This window comes from Streptomyces sp. NPDC002776, from assembly GCF_053592195.1.
On sequence record NZ_JBSFVG010000003.1, the window covers coordinates 422,216 to 440,309 of the forward strand.

Genomic DNA, 18,094 nt, shown 5'->3' on the forward strand with positions numbered 1-18,094 from the left:
AAGGGGGTGGGGAGTTCAGCGGAGCGGGGTGCCGTCCTCGCGCAGCTGCATCTGCGGGCGCCCCGTCACCAGCAGCCAGGCGGGCAGCGACGCGATGCACAGCAGGGCCAGGACCGCGGGGGAAGCCACCAGGACGGCGGCGACGAACAGGCTCACCCAGCCCTGCCGGGTCACCGCCAGCAGCACCCCGAGCACGCCCGCCGAGACGCCGACCGCCGGATGCACCCCCGGCACCAGGGCGTGGGCGCACAGACCGAGGGCCGCCCCGACGAACACGGCCGGGAAGATCCGCCCGCCCCGGAAGCCGCAGCAGGCGGCGACGAGCAGCGCGGCCAGCTTCACCACCGCCATCCCCGCGAACTCACCCGCCGTCCAGCCGCCGGGGTCGGCCGCGAGCTCCCCGACCTCCTCCAGCCCCTTGAAGAGCGTCAGATGGCCGCCCAGGGCCCCCAGCAGCCCCAGCACGAGCCCGCCCACCGGAAGCATCAGCATCGGGTGCCGCAGCTTTCCGAAGGCGGCGTGGACGTACGGGAAGGCGTACACGGCCGCCATGCCGAGCAGCGCGGCGGCGGACGCGACCACCGGCGCCGCGAGCAGATCGCCCCAGCCGGGGTGGTCGAAGGCGGGAAGACCCAGGTCGAAGGTGGGACGGGCGACCAGTTCGGTGGTGATCGCCCCGGCGGCGGCCGCGACGAGGGGCGCGAAGACGTTGTCCCACAGCGCCCCCTTGGCCGGCCGCCCGGCCAGCGCCTCCGAGATCACCAGCGCCGCGGCCACCGGCGTGCCGAACAGCGCGCCGATCGTCGCGGCCTCCGCCAGCGCCGCCCACAGGCCGCCCGGCACCCGGGGCAGGAGCCGGTGCCCGAGCCAGAGGGCCAGCCCGACATTGACGGCGATGATCGGGTTCTCCGGGCCGAGGCTCGGCCCGCCCGCGAGCATCAGAGCGGTCGCCAGCAGCAGTCCCGGCAGGACGACGGGCGGCAGCGCGGGCGCGTCGAGCCCGGTGGTGGCCGGATCGGGCCCGGCGTGCCCGGGCGCCTTCCAGACCACCAGCCCGACGGCCACCCCGGTCGCGGTCAGCACGGTCAGCATCCACGGCACGGAGAAGCGGCCCACCCCCAGCGCGTCGGGCAGGTCCTGCCAGAGCACGTGCTGGAGGGCCTCGGCCGCCTCGCTCACCCCGAGGAACAGCAGGGCGGCAGCCACGCCCACCACCAGGGCGGGGAGGATCAGCGGCAGCAGGGCGCGGGCCGAGGTCGCCGGCGCGGCGGGCGCCTGCGGCGCGGTCTCCTGGGGCACGGGGACACGTTAAACCGGCAAACCGGGTAATACGGTCGTATTCCATGGGCTTGCGCCTCACGTGGCGTGAGGATTCATCGTGGAGCGCGTACCGAGAAGGGAGCGGACGACGTGAGCTACTCCGTGGGACAGGTCGCGGGCTTCGCCGGAGTGACGGTGCGCACACTGCACCACTACGACGACATCGGCCTGCTCGTCCCCAGCGAGCGCAACCACGCGGGCCACCGGCGCTACAGCGACGGCGACCTCGACCGGTTGCAGCAGATCCTGTTCTACCGGGAGCTCGGCTTTCCGCTCGACGAGGTCGCCGCCCTGCTCGACGATCAGGCCGCCGGAAAAGCAGACCCGCGCGCGCACCTGCGCCGCCAGCACGACCTGCTGACCGCCCGGATCGAGAAGCTGCAGAAGATGGCGACGGCCGTGGAACAGGCCATGGAGGCACGCACGATGGGCATCAACCTCACCCCCGAAGAGCGCTTCGAGGTCTTCGGCGACCACGACCCCGAGCAGTACGCCGAGGAGGCGCAGGCACGCTGGGGCAGCACGGAGGCGTACGCCGAGTCGCAGCGCCGCGCGGCGGCATACACCAAGGACGACTGGAAGCGGATGCAGGACGAGGGGGCCGAGTGGGGCGAGCGCTACAAGGCCCTGATGACCTCCGGTGAGCCGCCGACCGGCGAGGCGGCCATGGAGCTGGCGGAGGAGCACCGCCGGTACCTCGGCAGGTGGTTCTACGAATGCCCGTACGAGATGCACCAGTGCCTGGGTGACATGTACGTCGCCGACGAACGCTTCACGGCGTTCTACGACGCCATGCACCCAGGCATGGCGGCCCACCTGCGCGACGCCATCCGCGCCAACGCCGCCCGCCGCACCGCGTGATCCCCGGTCCGGGAGTGCCGCTACTCCCGGACCAGGACCACGGCCGTGCCGTACGCGCACACCTCGGTGCCGACGTCCGAGGCATCGGTCACATCGAAGCGGAAGGCGAGCACTGCATTGGCGCCACGCGCGCGTGCCTGCTCCACCAACCGTTCCATGGCCTGGTTGCGGGTCTGCACGAGCGTCTTGGTGAGCCCCTTGAGCTCACCGCCGACCATCGACTTCAGCCCCGCGCCGATCTGGCTGCCCAGATGCCGGGAGCGCACCGTCAACCCGAACACTTCCCCGATGACCTCCTGGACCCGGTGACCGGGTACGTCGTTCGTGGTCACCACCAGGACATCGGGCTGAGGGCCCTGTCCGCCGCCGTATTCATCGATTCCCATGGTGGACAGCCTTCCCCGGGCCGCCGTAAAAGGCATCCTGTGCGCACCCATGGAACCTGGGCCTCCGGCGGTGCGTTGATAGGGGTACCGCGTTGGTACTTTTGAGCACCAGCCCCCGCCCGCCCCACCCCCGCAGGAGCCACAACCCGTGACCACGCTTGCGCTCGGCCCCGAGTGGCTCAGCCCGGAATACCTCATCGAGGCCTTCGCGCTGCCCGGCATCCTTCTGATCGTCTTCGCCGAATCCGGCCTCTTCGCGTTCCTGCCCGGTGACTCGCTGCTGTTCACGGCAGGTCTCTTCGTGGCCGAGGGGACGTACATCACCCAGCCCCTGTGGCTGGTCTGCACCCTGATCGTGCTGGCCGCCGTCATCGGTGACCAGGTCGGCTACATGATCGGCAAGTTCTTCGGCCCGAGGCTCTTCAACCGCCCCAACTCCAAGCTCTTCAAACAGGAGAACCTGGAGAAGGCCCATGAGTTCATGGAGAAGTACGGCCCGAAGGCGATCGTGCTGGCCCGATTCGTGCCGATCGTGCGGACCTTCGCGCCCATCGTGGCCGGCGCCGGCCGCATGAAGTACCGCACCTTCCTGACGTACAACATCATCGGCGGCATCGCCTGGGGCACCGGAGTCACCGTGGCCGGGTACTGGCTCGGCCAGATCGACTTCATCGCGAAAAACGTCGAGGCGATCCTCATCCTGATCGTCTTCCTCTCGGTCGTCCCGATCATCGTCGAGTACCTGCGCGAGCGCGCCAAGAAGAAGCGGGCGGCGGCCCAGGCCCCGGCGGCCCGGCCCCCCCACCAGCAGCACCCGCAGATGATGGACGACGCGACGACCCAGCTCCGCCGCATCGACCCGACCGACCAGCCCCCGCAGCAGCAGCAGTACTACGGCCAGCAGCAGCCCTACGCCCAGCAGTACCCGCAGGGTTACGGCAACCAGCAGCAGTACGGCGGCCGGCCGAACGACCAGTACCCGCCCAACCAGGGCTACTAGCAACACCGGTGACGGACGCGGACCCGCGAGGAGTTCAGAACCCCCGGGTCCGCTTCGCCGCCTTGCGTCCCTCCCCGGCCCCGGCCGGAAGCCGCAGGAACAACCGCGAGATCTCCGACCCCAGGTTGACGCCGATCGCGATGGCCATCGCCAGGGATGCCGCCGTCGCCAGCGACACCAGCCCCTTGTCCACCTCGTTCTGAGCGATGGACAGCAGCCCGAAGTAGGTCGACGAGCCCGGCAGCAGCGGCCCGATCGCCGCGGTCGTGTACGGCAGCGCCGAAGCGAACCGGAACCGCGACAGCAGCTGCCCGAACAGCCCCACCAGGCCCGCCGCCACGGCCGTGGAGGCGACCGGCGACAGGCCGCCGGTGTAGTGCAGCGCCCCGTACACCGACCAGGCGACTCCGCCGTTCAGGGTGACCGCCAGCACGGTGGACCGCTCCTGCTGCAGCAGCACCGCGAAGGTCAGCGACAGCAGCATCGAGGCGCCGATCTGCCACAGCGGCCGCTCGGAGATGTTCAGGGCCGCGTCCGGGTTCAGCTTGGCGCCGAGGTTCACGCCGAAGTACAGGATCACCAGCACCCCGGCGACGATCCCGACGAAGAAGTACATGACCTCCAGCAGCCGCGCGGCCGCGGTGATGTAGAACCCGGTCAGACCGTCCTGCACCCCCGCCACCAGCGCCCGCCCGGGCAGGAGCGCGAACAGCCCACCGGTGATCACCGCGGACGCCTTGGCGTCCACGTGCGCGAGGTTGAGGGCGATGCCTATCGCGGCCGGCGGCATCGCGGCCACCATGAACTGGTAGAACTCCGGCAGCCCGCGCCCCGCGCACAGCCACGCCAGCCGGTCGCCGAGCATCGCGCCCACCGCCGCGGCCACGAACACGATCAGATCACCACCGACCAGCACCGAGGCGGCGCCGGCCAGCAGTCCGCTCGCCGAGGTCAGCACCCAGGTCGGATACGGGTGCCGGTTGCGGCGGATCTCCGCGAGCCGCCGGTAGGACTCCTCCAGGGAGACATGGCTCTCCGGATCGCTGAGGTCGTCCACCAGCCGGAACACGGCCGCGAGCCGCGTGTAGTCGGTCCCGCGCCGCCGCACGGTCCGCGAGGCCGTCACCGGGTCGTCCACCAGCGACGGCTGGTAGGAGATCGACAGCAGTGTGAAGGTGACGTTCGGCTCGCAGCGGTCCAGGCCGTAGGACCGGCAGACCGCGAACATCGCCGCCTCGACGTCCTCCGCGCCCTCCCCGCCCGCCAGCAGCAGCTCGCCGATCCGCAGGGTCAGGTCGAGCACGCGGGGGACGGCCGGACCCTCGTCCTCGGTCTTCGGAATCCGCTCCGGCGCGGGCCGCTCGGTCACCGGCATGCGCAGCATCGTGCGCATCCGGTCCTGCCAGGGCACGTCCTTGGTCAGACTGACCGCTGGCACCCCGGACGCCGGGGTGAACACGGGGGGCGCGTCCTTGGCGTGGTAGGTCCGCGGCGTACTGAACGCCGACTTCTCGGGCTCGGCCACCGGACCCGGGCGGGTGTCCAGCCCGCGCGGCAGGGCGAACTCGGACGTGGTCTCCGGCTCACCGCCGGCCTTGGGTACGGCGAGCCCCTGGGGAATGGCGAACTCGGATGTGATCTCAGGGTCGAACGTGCCGGTCGCCTCGTCCGACTGCGGCTTGCGGTCCTCCGCGTCCGTCACTTGCGCAGCGCTCCCTGTACGACGCATTCAGGCCAGGCTTCAGTATGCGCACACCCATGCCAAAGGGCCGCACGCGTCGCGTGCGGCCCGTCGGTGACCTGGGGGCTCAGTGGCCGCCCTGGTCCTTGAAGCGCTTGTAGGACCGCTCGATCTCGGCCTCGGCCTCGGTACGGCCGACCCAGTCGGCGCCCTCGACGGACTTGCCGGGCTCCAGGTCCTTGTAGACCTCGAAGAAGTGCTGGATCTCCAGGCGGTCGAACTCCGACACGTGGTGGATGTCGCGCAGGTGCTCCACGCGCGGGTCGTGCGCCGGGACGCACAGCAGCTTGTCGTCGCCGCCGGCCTCGTCCGTCATCCGGAACATGCCGATCGCGCGGCACTGGATGAGGCAGCCCGGGAAGGTCGGCTCGTCCAGGATGACCAGCGCGTCCAGCGGGTCGCCGTCCTCGCCGAGGGTGTTCTCGACGAAGCCGTAGTCGGCCGGGTAGCTGGTCGAGGTGAAGAGGCGACGGTCCAGGCGGATCCGACCGGTCTCGTGGTCCACCTCGTACTTGTTCCGCGAACCCTTCGGAATCTCGATCGTGACGTCGAACTCCACCGGTGGCTCCTCCATGATCAACACATAGTTCTGGTGGTTAAGTGTCCCTCACGCAGGTGTGTGATCGCGAAAGGGGCTGGTGGTCGTGCCAGAGCTGAGGCCTTGGCGGGCCGCGGGACCGCGGGTGGCGCGGCTCGCGAACGCCGTACGACCGCGTCTCGCACAGGCCGTCACAGCCGGCCGACCGCGCCTGGCACGGCTCGGCCGAGCCGCCTCGGCGCAGGTCATCAGGGTAAAGACCTGGCAGTACACCGCCGGCGCCGCCACCGTCGGCCTCGCGCTCGCCGTGGGTGCGGTGTCCACCGCCGGTCCCTGGGACTCCTCGGGTCAGCGTACGGCCGAGCGGGACCGGGCAGCCGCCCAGGAGCACACGGGTGGCGCAGATCACGGTCGTGATTCCGCTACGACGGCCACGGCGCCCCACGCCGCCCCCAGCGCCGCATCAGTCCTCAGCGGCCTCGGCGGCTCGGCCGGCGGGGTGAGATCCGCCCCCGGCGCCAAGGCCCTGGCCGGCGTCCTGGACCCGCTCCTGGACACCTCCGCGCTCGGCGGGCGCCGATCCGCCGCCGTCGTCGACGTGACCACCGGCAAGCGCCTGTACGGCACCGGCTCGGGCACCGCGCTCACCCCGGCCTCCACCACGAAGATCGCCACCGCCGCCGCGGCCCTGTCCGCCCTCGGCCCCGACCACCGCCTCACCACCCGCGCCGCCCTGGAACCCGACACCGGCGAACTCGTCCTGGTCGGCGGCGGAGACCCCACGCTCACCGCCCGCAAGGACGCCGAGGGCTGGGCCAGCCTGCGCGCCCTCGCCGAGGACACCGCCACCGCCCTGAAGAAGGACGGCATGCGCGAGGTGACCCTGTCGTACGACACCACGCTCTACGCGGGCGACGCGGACCACCCGATCGGGGTCAACGACAACCTCGCCCAGGTCAGCGCCCTGATGGCCGACGAGGCCCGCACCGACGACTCCGTCAGCGGCCCGGCGCCCCGCGCGGCGGACCCGGCGGCCGAGGCGTCCCGCACCTTCGCCGGCCTCCTCAAGGGCCACGGCATCAAGACCACCTCCCCGGGCCCCTCCAAGGCGACCGGCCGCGCCCGGACCCTCGCCGAGGTCTCCTCGCCGCCGCTCGCGGCCCTGGTCGAACGCATGCTCACCCACAGCGACAACGACATCGCCGAGGCCCTCGCCCGCCAGACCGCCCTCGCCACCGGCGAACGCGCCGACTTCGACGGCGCGGGCCGCGCCCTGCGCGCCGAGCTCAAAAAGCTCGGAGTGCCGGTGAAAGGCGCCGACTTCAAGGACGGCAGCGGCCTGAACCGCGACGACCGCCTCACGGCCGACACCCTGACCGCCCTGCTGGCGAAGTCGGGCGACCCGGCCCACCCCGAACTTCGCCCGATCCTCACCGGCCTGCCCGTGGCGGGCTTCACCGGCACCCTGACCAGCCGCTACACGGACGGCGCGGCCGGCGTCGTACGAGCGAAGACCGGCACCCTGACCGGCGTGAACGCCCTCGCCGGCACGGTCGTCGACCAGGACGGGCACCTGCTGGCCTTCGCCTTCCTGGCCACCGACACCACCGACCCGTCAGCGGCCCAGTCGGCCCTGGACGCGGCGGCCACGGCCCTGGCGGCGTGCGGCTGCGGCTGAACCGCACCCGAACGTGCCGACCGCCGACGCCCTGCCCGCAACGGCGGCGCTCACGTACGGTTGACGCATGACGAGCATCGGTGGTGCCGCAACTGGGATGGTCGACTGGAATCTCGCGGTGGCGACCGCGACCCGGCTCATGCGGCCGGGCCCCGAGATCAGCCGCGACGAGGCCCGGGCCGTCGTCGCGGAGCTGCGCCGGCACGCCAAGGCCTCGGAGGAACACGTCCGGGGCTTCACCCGGCTGGGCACCGAGGAGACCCACGACACCCCCGTCCTGGTCGTCGACCGCCCCGGCTGGGTCCGGGCCAATGTCGCCGGCTTCCGGGAACTGCTCAAGCCGCTGTTCGACAAGATGCAGGAGCGCCGCGGCTCCGGCCCCGGCAACGCGGTCCTCGGCGCCGTCGGCGGCAAGGTCACCGGCGTGGAGCTCGGCATGCTGCTGTCGTTCCTCGCCTCCCGTGTCCTCGGCCAGTACGAGACCTTCGCCCCCGCCACCCGCGAACTCCCCGCGGGCGCGAACGGCGGCGGGCGGCTGCTGCTCGTCGCGCCGAACATCGTCCACGTCGAGCGCGAACTCGACGTCCAGCCGCACGACTTCCGGCTGTGGGTGTGCCTGCACGAGGAGACCCACCGCACCCAGTTCACCGCCGTGCCCTGGCTGCAGGACCACCTCCAGGGCGAAATCCAGTCGTTCTTGGGGGAGACCGACGTGGACCCCATGACCGTCCTGGAGCGCGTCCGCGAGGCCGCCCAGTCCCTCGCCGGAGGCCGCCCCGAGGCGGAGGAGGACGACGGCGGCCGCTCCTTCGTCGAGATCGTGCAGACCCCGGCCCAGCGCGAGATCCTCGGCCGTATCACCGCCGTGATGTCCCTGCTGGAGGGGCACGCCGACTTCGTCATGGACGGCGTCGGCCCGGCCGTCGTGCCGTCCGTCGCGGAGATCCGCGAGAAGTTCCAGCAGCGCCGGGCCAAGGGCGCCTCCCGGCTGGACATCGCCCTGCGCAAACTGCTCGGCCTGGACGCCAAGCTCCGCCAGTACCGCGACGGGGAACGCTTCGTGCGGGCCGTCGTCGACGAGGTCGGCATGGACGGCTTCAACCGCGTGTGGACCTCCCCGAACACCCTCCCGACCAAGGCGGAGATCGCCAAACCGGCGGACTGGGTCACGCGGGTGCACCGCAAGGCCGAGTCGTGAACCCCCGTGCGGGGTCGTGAAACGAATCCGGCCGACGGCAGGCGAACGCCCCTTCAATCACCCGTCCGAGGGACCGTGAGCCATGGGTAGGCGTGCAATGCTCGGGGAACCGCCCGGTTCTGTCACCATCTACACACTCTGAGTGACCGAACCCCGGGCTCACCCCCCGAAAACTTCATGAAGGGAACCGGACATGGGTCCCCATCCTGCGGTCGCGGCGATACGCCTGGCGGTCCGCCGCGTCCTCCACGACATCCTCAACGACCAACAGACCTCCCCCGAGCACACCCCGCACGAGCGCCCGCCGTCGCCGCTCGTGCTCGTGGCGTGCTCCGGCGGCGCCGACTCCATGGCCCTCGCCTCCGCCCTCGCCTTCGAGGCACCCAAGCTCGGCATCCGGGCCGGCGGCGTCACCGTCGACCACGGCCTCCAGCCCGGCTCCGACCTGCGCGCCGAGGAAGTCGTCCTCCGCCTGCGGCAACTCGGCCTCGACCCGGTCGAATCCGCCGCCGTCACCGTCGGCCGCGAAGGCGGACCCGAGGCCGCCGCCCGCGACGTCCGCTACGCCGCCCTGGACGCCGCCGCCCAGCGCCACGGCGCCGCCGCGATCCTCCTCGGCCACACCCGCGACGACCAGGCCGAAACCGTCCTGCTCGGCCTCGCCCGCGGCTCCGGCATCCGCTCCCTGTCCGGCATGGCCGCGGTCTCGGGGGCCGGCGGCCGTTACCGGCGCCCCTTCCTGGAGATCGACCGGCAGACCGCCCGCCGGGCCTGCATGGTCCAGTCCCTGCCCGTCTGGGACGACCCCCACAACGCCGACCCCGCCTACACCCGCTCCCGCCTGCGCCACGAGGGCCTGCCCGCCCTGGAAAAGGCCCTCGGCAAAGGCGTCGTGGAGGCGCTCGCCCGTACGGCGCAACTGTCCCGCGACGACGCCGACGCCCTCGACGCCTGGGCGGGCCAGGCCGAGACCGGCGTCCGGGACGCCGCGGGGCTGCTGGAGTGCGCCAAGCTCTACGCCCTCCCGCCCGCCGTACGCCGCCGGATCCTGCGCCGCGCCGCCATCGAGGCGGGCGCTCCGGCCGGCTCGCTGTTCGCCCGGCACATCGAGGAAGTCGACCGCCTGATCACCGGATGGCGCGGCCAGGGGGTCATCAATCTCCCCGGCAAAGTCGTGGCCCAGCGCCAGGGTGGCAGACTGGTGATTCGGCAAGGCTGAATCCTTGCCCCCCGCCAGGGGGGCGGACGGCCGGTGGGACGACCGAAAGTGATGCGGGTGGACGCGAACGACATGGGTGCCGACCTTCAGCAGGTACTCATCACCAAGGAAGAGATCGACGCGAAGCTCATCGAGCTCGCCGCGAAGATCGACGCGGAGTACGCGGGCAAGGACCTGCTCATCGTCGGCGTCCTCAAGGGCGCGGTGATGGTGATGGCGGACCTCGCGCGGGCGCTGTCCACCCCCGTCACCATGGACTGGATGGCCGTGTCCTCCTACGGGGCGGGCACCCAGTCCTCCGGGGTGGTGCGGATCCTCAAGGACCTCGACACCGACATCAAGGGCAAGCACGTCCTGATCGTCGAGGACATCATCGACTCCGGGCTGACCCTGTCCTGGCTGCTGTCCAACCTCGGCTCGCGCGAGCCCGAGTCCCTCAAGGTGTGCACCCTGCTGCGCAAGCCGGACGCCGCCAAGGTCGCCATCGACGTCGAATGGGTGGGCTTCGACATTCCCAACGAGTTCGTCGTCGGCTACGGCCTCGACTACGCCGAGAAGTACCGCAACCTCCCGTTCGTCGGTACGCTCGCGCCCCACGTCTACGGCGGCTGACCCCCGGGCTCGGCCGTGCGCTGAGCCACAAGGGCGACGCCGGTAGGACGATCGGGAACCCCAGCGCGGTCCGCACCGTTGGAGCATGCAGAGACGGGATTGCCGGCCGGCCGAGCGGCTTCGTGCGGCTTCGGTCCACAATGCTGGGGTACCGTCAGAAGAACTGTCTTATCAAACTCACTATGGCAGGAGGGACGGGGCGGCTCCGCTCCGTATGGATGGACGTGAAGCGATACTTCCGTGGGCCGGTCATGTGGATCGTGCTGGCCGTCCTTGCCGTGGTCGTGTTGATGCAGGTCGTCGGCTCGTCCGGTGGCTACAAGACGGTGGACACCGGCCAGGTCGTCCAGGCGATCAATGACAACAAGGTCGAATCAGCCAAGCTGACCACCGGCGACGAGCAGACCATCAAGGTCCAGCTCAAGGACGGCGAAAAGATCGAGGACAGCTCGAAGATCCAGGCGAGCTACATCGGCGACCAGGGCGCGGCCCTGGCCACCACCCTGCAGACCAAGTTCCAGGACAAGCAGATCCCGGACGGCTACACGGTCTCGCCGACGAAGCAGAACGCCTTTGTGAGCATCCTGCTCTCGCTGCTGCCCTTCGTTCTCATCGTGGTCGTGTTCCTGTTCCTGATGAATCAGATGCAGGGCGGCGGCTCCCGGGTCATGAACTTCGGGAAGTCCAAGGCCAAGCTCATCACCAAGGACACCCCGAAGACGACGTTCGCCGACGTCGCCGGTTCCGACGAGGCGGTCGAGGAACTCCACGAGATCAAGGAATTCCTCCAGGAGCCCGCCAAGTTCCAGGCCGTGGGCGCCAAGATTCCCAAGGGCGTACTGCTGTACGGCCCGCCCGGCACCGGCAAGACCCTGCTCGCGCGTGCCGTCGCGGGCGAGGCCGGCGTGCCGTTCTACTCGATCTCCGGTTCCGACTTCGTCGAGATGTTCGTCGGTGTCGGTGCCTCCCGAGTCCGTGACCTGTTCGAGCAGGCCAAGGCGAACGCCCCGGCGATCGTCTTCGTCGACGAGATCGACGCGGTCGGCCGCCACCGCGGCGCCGGCCTCGGCGGTGGTCACGACGAGCGCGAGCAGACCCTGAACCAGCTGCTCGTCGAGATGGACGGCTTCGACGTGAAGGGCGGCGTCATCCTGATCGCCGCCACGAACCGTCCCGACATCCTGGACCCGGCCCTCCTGCGCCCCGGCCGCTTCGACCGCCAGATCGCGGTCGACCGCCCCGACATGCTGGGCCGTCTGGAGATCCTCAAGGTCCACCAGAAGGGCAAGCCGGTCGCCCCCGATGTCGACCTGTCCGCCGTCGCCCGCCGTACTCCGGGCTTCACCGGTGCCGATCTGTCCAACGTCCTGAACGAGGCCGCCCTGCTGACGGCCCGCTCGGACAAGAAGCTGATCGACAACCACATGCTCGACGAGGCCATCGACCGTGTCGTGGCGGGCCCGCAGAAGCGGACCCGGATCATGTCGGACAAGGAAAAGAAGATCACCGCGTACCACGAGGGCGGCCACGCCCTGGTCGCGGCGGCCTCCCCGAACTCCGACCCGGTCCACAAGATCACGATCCTGTCGCGAGGCCGGGCCCTCGGTTACACGATGGTCCTGCCGGACGAGGACAAGTACTCCACGACGCGCAACGAAATGCTGGACCAGCTGGCGTACATGCTGGGCGGCCGCGCGGCCGAGGAGCTCGTCTTCCACGACCCGACCACGGGTGCCGCGAACGACATCGAGAAGGCCACCGCCACGGCCCGCGCGATGGTCACGCAGTACGGCATGACCGAGCGCCTCGGCGCGATCAAGTTCGGTGGGGACAACACCGAGCCGTTCCTCGGCCGTGAGATGGCTCACCAGCGCGACTACTCGGAAGAGGTCGCCGCGCTGGTCGACGAAGAGGTCAAGAAGCTCATCGAGACCGCGCACAACGAGGCCTGGGAGATCCTGGTCGAGAACCGCGACGTCCTCGACAACCTCGTTCTCGCGCTGCTGGAGCGGGAGACGCTGGGCAAGGAGGAGATCGCCGAGATCTTCGCCGGTATCGTCAAGCGCCCGCCGCGGCCCGCGTGGACCGGGTCCTCGCGCCGTACGCCGTCCACCCGTCCGCCGGTGCTCTCCCCCAAGGAGCTCGCCCTGACGAACGGCGCCAACGGCTCGACTCCGGCGATCACCACCGCCAAGTCGACGGTCGCCGAGCCGACCCCGGAGCCCGCTCCCGAGGAGCGCCCGGAGAGCTGACCCGGGCCCGGTGATCCCACCGGCCCCGGAATGGATGCCGCGTCCCCCTGGTTTTAGCCTGGGGGGCGCGGCATCGTCGTATGTCCGCAGTTCAGACGCGTGACCCACACGCGCCACCCGCACAGGAACGAGGCACCACATGACCGACCCCGTGACGCTCGACGGCGAGGGCCGCATCGGCGAGTTCGACGAGAAGCGCGCCGAGAACGCCGTGCGGGAACTGCTGATCGCGGTCGGCGAGGATCCGGACCGCGAGGGTCTGAAGGAGACGCCGGGGCGGGTGGCCAGGGCCTACAAGGAGATATTCGCGGGCCTGTGGCAGCAGCCCGAGGATGTGCTGACCACGACGTTCGACATCGGGCACGACGAGATGGTGCTGGTGAAGGACATCGAGGTCTACAGCACGTGCGAGCACCATCTGGTGCCGTTCCGGGGAGTGGCGCACGTCGGGTACATCCCGGCGACCTCCGGGAAGATCACCGGACTGTCCAAGCTGGCCCGGCTCGTCGATGTCTACGCCCGCCGTCCGCAGGTGCAGGAACGACTCACCACGCAGATCGCGGATTCCCTGATGGAGATCCTGGAGCCGCGTGGCGTGATCGTCGTCGTGGAGTGCGAGCACATGTGCATGTCGATGCGCGGCATACGCAAGCCCGGCGCGAAGACGCTCACCTCGGCGGTGCGCGGACAGCTGCGGGACGCGGCCACCCGCAACGAGGCGATGAGCCTCATCATGGCGCGCTGACGCGCCTGCTCGTCACGCGGCCGGTGCGGCTCCCGTGCCGTTGTGCTCGTCGTCCTCCGGGAGCTTGCAGACGCGCTCCAGGAAAATGGCCGCCGCTATGACGGCGATGCCCGCGACGACCGAGAAGCCGGCGTAGATGGCCTGGTCGCGGCGGGCGGGGATGTCGAGGACCTCCAGCAGGAAGACGCCCGTGCCGCCGTACATGCCCGCGACCAGGGCGGCGACCAGGGCGCTGGCCTGGCCGAAGACGACCGCTCGGGCGGCCATCAGGGGGTCGACGCCCTTGGCGCCCGGGCGGCGCTCGCGCTGCGCCCTGAGGCGGGAGCGGATCGAGAGCGCCGTGGCCAGCAGCACCGCGGCGATCAGGGCGAGGACGACGGGGGCGGCCAGGGGGACGCTCGGCAGGGTCCCGATCGAGTTCCAGAGGCGGGCGCCCGCCCAGGACAGGACGCCGGCCACGACGAACACGCCGGCCAGCTCCCTGATACGCAGCTCTCTCACGGTGTCCCTTCAGCTCCCCCGGGCTCCCACGGACTGTGGTCGTCTCGACCTTAACGACTACTCGGGCAGTCGGAGTTCCAGATCCCCGCGAGCAAAGACGCCTTCCTGGGCGACGGTGCCGAGCAGATCGGCCACCGCGCCGCGTCCGGGCAGCTGGGCCTCGGGTTCCACGTCGTGCCACGGGGCGAGGACGAAGGCCCGCTCATGGGCCCGCGGGTGGGGCAGGGTGAGCGCCGGGTCGTCGGAGACGACGTCGGCGTAGGCGACGATGTCGACGTCGAGGGTGCGCGGCCCCCAGCGCTCGTCCCGCACCCGGTGGAAGGCCTCCTCGACCGCCTGCGCGCGCTCCAGCAGCGACGACGGGGGAAGGGTGGTCTTCAGGACCACGACCGCGTTGAAGTACGAGGGCTGGCTGCCGGGCTGCACGCCCCACGGCTCGGTCTCGTAGACGGGGGAGACGGCCTTGACGCGCAGGCCGGGGGTGTCCTCCAGCGCGTCGATGGCGCCCTGGAGGGTCTCCAGGCGGTTGCCGAGGTTCGAGCCCAGGGAGATCACGGCTCGCTGCGGGTTGTGCAGGGTGGTGTCGGCGGCGTCCACTTTCTCGACGACGGAGGCGGGTACCGGCTGTACGGTCGGATCGCTGGAACCCTCGGTGAAGAACGCGGTCATACTCGGCTCCGGATGATGGTGACGGTCACGTCGTCGAAGGGGACCGTGATCGGCGCGTCCGGTTTGTGGACGCGGACCTCGACCTCCTGGACCCCTTCGTGCTTCAGACAGGCCTGGGCGATGCGCTCGGCGAGGGTTTCGATGAGGTTGACGGGCTCGCCCTCGACGACGGCCACGACCTCCTCCGCCACGATGCCGTAGTGCACGGTCTTCGCCAGGTCGTCGTCGGCTGCGGCCGGCCGGGTGTCCAGGCCCAGCACGAGGTCCACGATGAAGGTCTGGCCCTCCTCGCGCTCCTTGGGGAACACACCGTGGTGCCCGCGGGCCTTGAGGCCGCTCAGCGCGACACGATCCACGCGAATCACTCCTGCAATCGTCGTTGACGGCCGGTCCGAACCGTGTGCGGACGGCACACCGGCCTCGGACGAATCTACCTGCGGGCACTGACAGGGCCGTTCCACGGGGGCATGCGCCCGCGCCGGTCCCGGAGGGTTCATCGGGTGTTTCCCCCGGGGAACCCGGCGGCTCATGGGTTGGTAGCCGCCCCTACCCGGAGCCGGGTGATTCCAACCACGTGTTGGTCCCTGTGGGGCGCCTACCCACTCAGGAGGGGGTGTCGTCGCCTTCTTCGTCATCGGTTTCGGCCAGCACGGGAGAGGCGTGGTGGGACCAGATCTTCCAGCCGTGCGGGGTACGGCGGAAGACGTTGGTGGCGACCACCAGCTGGCCGACGAGCGGGCCGAGCTCCTCGCTGCCCTCGGGCGCGGGGCCGCCGCTGAGGATGTTCTCGGTGCAGGTGACGAGCGCGGTGTCACCGGTGACCGAGACATGCACGTCGGTGAGGAAGAACTGGATGTAGTCGGTGTTCGCCATGATCAGGGCGTACGACCTGAGCACCTCGCCGCGGCCGGTGAGCACCGGCCAGCCGGGGTGCACGCAGGAGATCACGCCGCTGTCGGCCGGGTCGTGGTAGGTCTCGTCGACGCCGAGGTCGGCCGGGGTGAGCCAGAGCGAGGACAGTTCCTCGAAGTCGCCGCGCTCCACCGCCTCGTAGTAGGCGGTGTTCGCGGCCTCCACCTGCTCGACGTCGGTGTGCGGGGCGCTCACCGGGCTCCTTCGATGGAGTGCGCGCCTGGTACGGGATTCTGTGCGCCCGGCGTGCGGTCGATGTCGCGCGCTCCTTCCACGGCGCGTGCGACCCGTACGGCGTCCGCCGTCGCGCGGACCTCGTGCACGCGCACCGCCCACGCGCCCGCGTGCGCCGCGAGCGCGGAGACGGCGGCCGTGGCCGCGTCCCGCTCGCGTGCGGGCGGCGGGGCGCCCTCCGGCCCGGCCAGGACCCGGCCGAGGAAGCGCTTGCGGGAGGCGGCGACGAGCAGCGGGTGGCCGAGGCCGAGCAGCCGGTCGAGGTGGGCGAGGAGGACGAGGTCGTGCTCGCCGTCCTTGGAGAAGCCGAGACCGGGATCGACGACGATGCGGTCGGGGGCGATGCCGCCGGCCAGCACCGCCTCCACGCGCGCGTGCAGCTCGTCCACGACTTCGGCGACCACGTCGTCGTAGACGCCCCTGACGTTGCCGCCCTCCAGGAAGCCGCGCCAGTGCATGACGACGAAGGGGGCGCCGGCGTCGGCGACGACCGGGATCATGGCGGGGTCGGCGAGGCCGCCGCTGACGTCGTTGACGAGGGCGGCGCCGGCCGCGAGGGCCTGTTCGGCGACGGACGCGCGCATGGTGTCCACGGAGATCGTCACGCCCTCGGAGGCGAGGCCGCGGACGACCGGAATGACGCGCTTGAGTTCCTCCGCCTCGTCGACGCGGGTGGCGCCGGGGCGGGTGGACTCGCCGCCGACGTCGACCAGGTCGGCGCCCTCGGCGACCAGGGCGAGGCCGTGCTTGACGGCCGCGGTGGTGTCGAACCAGCGGCCACCGTCGGAGAACGAGTCGGGGGTCACGTTCACGACTCCCATGACCGCGCAGCGGTCCCACTCAGGAAGGCCTGCCACGCGGCCGCGTCCGCTCTGCTTGCTCATATGTTCAGCGTAGGCCCCGTGCAGGCCCGGGTGGTCGGGGGACCGGGCAGTGCGGTCCGGGCGGAAGCCCCGGGGACGGGGCGGGAGGCTTCCGCCCGGACCTGTCCGGGTCACGCCGCGCGGGCGCGGTGGTGTGCGGCGGCGCGGCGGACAGGGGCCGGTTCGGGGGCGGCGGGGTCACGTACGGGGCGTACCGGGGTGGGGCGACCGGCTCGCTCGATGCGCTGGGCCATCCGGCGCGCGGTGCGCATCGCGCGGCCGGTGAGCGAGAAATCCGCCGCGCTCACCACCGCCTCGTCGCCCGGTCCGAGGGCGGTCAGGCCGGTCTCCCGGGCCCACACCTCGCCGCCGGTCACGGAGCAGCCCCCGACGGCGGGGGTCCAGGAGTGGGCCTGGGCGACGTCCATGAAGCGTTCGATGGCGCCCGGCCAGGCCTCGGCGTCGCCGATGGGGTCGCCGTCGGCGAGCATGACGCCGGAGACGACGCGGTAGGTGACCGCGGCCTTGCCGCTGGGGGAGAAGACGACGGCGTGGTCCCGGTGGAGCGTGAGGGGGCCGCCGTGCCGGGCCACCAGGGCCCTGAGGCGGGTCTCGTCCTCCTGGGTGGTCCGGGTGCCGGGGTGTTCGGGGCGCAGGGCGAGACACACCGTGGTGACGGCGGTGAGCAGGCCGAGGGCGCCCAGGGAGACGGCGACCGTGCCCGCGGTGCTGCCCTGGTACTCGACCGGGCCGTCGAGGCCGCAGAGGCCGTACAGGACATGGGTGATGCGGTCGGCCAGGCTCGGGTTGCCGGTCAGGCTCCGCGGATGGGCGCTGACGACGACGAGTCCGAGGGCGAGTGAACCGGCGCCCATCAGGACGAAGTTGGCCAGTGCCAGCCAGCGGCTGCGCGGGTCGGGCAGGGCCGTGAACCGGTCGCGATGGCGCAGCAGGGCGGTCAGCAGGACGAGCGAGACGACGGCGCCGAGCGGGGAGGGGCGGTAGGCGAACTGGGCCACCGCGCCTGCCGGGAGCAGGACCACCGCGGCCCGCCAGGCGTGGCGCTTGCCGAGCCGGAGACCGTGGGCGAGCAGCAGCAACAGCACCCCGGCGCTGAGCGAGAGGGCGGCCGCGAACGGTCCGGACGCGCCGGGCAGTACGTCGGCGAGGGGGTGCGTACGGCTGTGCCGTAAGCGCGGGAGGATGCCCGCGGCGATGTCCAGGAGGCCGACGAGGACGCATGCTCGGCCGACGAGAGCGGGCACCGCGTCGGGGCGCGGGCCGCGCAGCAGCCGCCGCACGCGGCCGGGTTGCCGTAGAACCCCGCCCGGCACTTCCTCAACTGTCCTGACAGGCATCGCGTCC

At 71.3% G+C, this 18,094-nt stretch carries 17 protein-coding genes and 1 pseudogene; 8 read left to right on the plus strand and 10 right to left on the minus strand.

Annotated features, from left to right (window positions below; all coding sequences use genetic code 11):
- Positions 1 to 15: 15 nt before the first annotated feature.
- Entirely contained in the window at positions 16 to 1,299 is a 1,284-nt protein-coding gene (locus ACWD11_RS09555) for an ion channel protein (protein ID WP_451282250.1), read from the minus strand.
- Positions 1,300 to 1,410: 111 nt separating this feature from the next.
- On the opposite strand from ACWD11_RS09555, the gene ACWD11_RS09560 reads away from it, so the two are divergent.
- A complete protein-coding gene (locus tag ACWD11_RS09560) occupies positions 1,411 to 2,181 on the plus strand; it encodes a MerR family transcriptional regulator (RefSeq protein WP_451282252.1) in 771 nt (256 codons plus the stop codon).
- 20 nt (positions 2,182 to 2,201) lie between these two features.
- Here ACWD11_RS09560 and ACWD11_RS09565 read toward each other — a convergent pair whose 3' ends face one another.
- Positions 2,202 to 2,567 carry a YbjQ family protein gene (locus tag ACWD11_RS09565; protein ID WP_389416931.1) on the minus strand — a complete coding sequence of 122 codons (366 nt, stop codon included), beginning with the start codon at positions 2,565 to 2,567 and terminating at the stop codon, positions 2,202 to 2,204.
- 148 nt (positions 2,568 to 2,715) lie between these two features.
- On the opposite strand from ACWD11_RS09565, the gene ACWD11_RS09570 reads away from it, so the two are divergent.
- Positions 2,716 to 3,567, plus strand: coding sequence for a DedA family protein (locus tag ACWD11_RS09570; RefSeq protein WP_451282254.1), 852 nt, complete (start codon positions 2,716 to 2,718; stop codon positions 3,565 to 3,567).
- 34 nt (positions 3,568 to 3,601) lie between these two features.
- On the opposite strand, the gene ACWD11_RS09575 is transcribed toward ACWD11_RS09570, so the two are convergent.
- Both ACWD11_RS09575 and ACWD11_RS09580 read right to left on the minus strand, forming a co-directional pair.
- On the minus strand, positions 3,602 to 5,269 hold the full coding sequence (locus ACWD11_RS09575) for a threonine/serine ThrE exporter family protein (RefSeq protein WP_451282256.1): 1,668 nt from the start codon (positions 5,267 to 5,269) through the stop codon (positions 3,602 to 3,604).
- Between the two features lie 106 nt (positions 5,270 to 5,375).
- Positions 5,376 to 5,867, minus strand: a complete 492-nt coding sequence (locus tag ACWD11_RS09580) for an inorganic diphosphatase (RefSeq protein WP_030599677.1) — start codon at positions 5,865 to 5,867, stop codon at positions 5,376 to 5,378.
- 79 nt (positions 5,868 to 5,946) lie between these two features.
- Between ACWD11_RS09580 and dacB the strand changes: the two genes are divergently transcribed.
- From dacB to folE, 6 genes are all read left to right on the plus strand, one after another.
- Complete coding sequence (gene dacB / locus ACWD11_RS09585; protein ID WP_451282258.1) at positions 5,947 to 7,524, plus strand: D-alanyl-D-alanine carboxypeptidase/D-alanyl-D-alanine endopeptidase; 1,578 nt, start codon at positions 5,947 to 5,949, stop codon at positions 7,522 to 7,524.
- 67 nt (positions 7,525 to 7,591) lie between these two features.
- Positions 7,592 to 8,722 carry a zinc-dependent metalloprotease gene (locus tag ACWD11_RS09590; protein WP_451282259.1) on the plus strand — a complete coding sequence of 377 codons (1,131 nt, stop codon included), beginning with the start codon at positions 7,592 to 7,594 and terminating at the stop codon, positions 8,720 to 8,722.
- 193 nt (positions 8,723 to 8,915) lie between these two features.
- Complete coding sequence (tilS, locus tag ACWD11_RS09595) at positions 8,916 to 9,941, plus strand: tRNA lysidine(34) synthetase TilS (RefSeq protein ID WP_451282261.1); 1,026 nt, start codon at positions 8,916 to 8,918, stop codon at positions 9,939 to 9,941.
- A gap of 51 nt (positions 9,942 to 9,992) precedes the next feature.
- The gene (gene hpt, locus ACWD11_RS09600) at positions 9,993 to 10,553 is read left to right on the plus strand and encodes a hypoxanthine phosphoribosyltransferase (protein WP_451121633.1); all 561 of its coding nucleotides are present in this window, start codon (positions 9,993 to 9,995) and stop codon (positions 10,551 to 10,553) included.
- A gap of 218 nt (positions 10,554 to 10,771) precedes the next feature.
- Entirely contained in the window at positions 10,772 to 12,805 is a 2,034-nt protein-coding gene (gene ftsH, locus ACWD11_RS09605) for an ATP-dependent zinc metalloprotease FtsH (protein WP_389416937.1), read from the plus strand.
- 139 nt (positions 12,806 to 12,944) lie between these two features.
- Complete coding sequence (gene folE, locus ACWD11_RS09610) at positions 12,945 to 13,550, plus strand: GTP cyclohydrolase I FolE (RefSeq protein ID WP_389416938.1); 606 nt, start codon at positions 12,945 to 12,947, stop codon at positions 13,548 to 13,550.
- Between the two features lie 12 nt (positions 13,551 to 13,562).
- On the opposite strand, the gene ACWD11_RS09615 is transcribed toward folE, so the two are convergent.
- The 6 genes and pseudogenes from ACWD11_RS09615 to ACWD11_RS09640 form a co-directional block, all read right to left on the minus strand.
- Positions 13,563 to 14,051, minus strand: a complete 489-nt coding sequence (locus ACWD11_RS09615) for a DUF3180 domain-containing protein (RefSeq protein ID WP_389416939.1) — start codon at positions 14,049 to 14,051, stop codon at positions 13,563 to 13,565.
- Positions 14,052 to 14,108: 57 nt separating this feature from the next.
- Positions 14,109 to 14,720 (minus strand): 2-amino-4-hydroxy-6-hydroxymethyldihydropteridine diphosphokinase, encoded by a 612-nt coding sequence (gene folK, locus ACWD11_RS09620; RefSeq protein WP_389416940.1) that lies wholly within the window; start codon positions 14,718 to 14,720, stop codon positions 14,109 to 14,111.
- Positions 14,717 to 15,076, minus strand: a complete 360-nt coding sequence (gene folB / locus ACWD11_RS09625) for a dihydroneopterin aldolase (RefSeq protein WP_389416941.1) — start codon at positions 15,074 to 15,076, stop codon at positions 14,717 to 14,719. Before folB ends, folK begins: the two co-directional genes overlap by 4 nt.
- A 247-nt stretch (positions 15,077 to 15,323) precedes the next feature.
- Complete coding sequence (locus tag ACWD11_RS09630; protein ID WP_389416942.1) at positions 15,324 to 15,827, minus strand: nuclear transport factor 2 family protein; 504 nt, start codon at positions 15,825 to 15,827, stop codon at positions 15,324 to 15,326.
- On the minus strand, positions 15,824 to 16,750 hold the full coding sequence (gene folP, locus ACWD11_RS09635) for a dihydropteroate synthase (protein WP_451282264.1): 927 nt from the start codon (positions 16,748 to 16,750) through the stop codon (positions 15,824 to 15,826). Before folP ends, ACWD11_RS09630 begins: the two co-directional genes overlap by 4 nt.
- A 137-nt stretch (positions 16,751 to 16,887) precedes the next feature.
- Positions 16,888 to 18,087 (minus strand): annotated as a pseudogene (locus ACWD11_RS09640) (phosphatidylglycerol lysyltransferase domain-containing protein); the annotation flags it as partial.
- Positions 18,088 to 18,094: the final 7 nt, after the last annotated feature.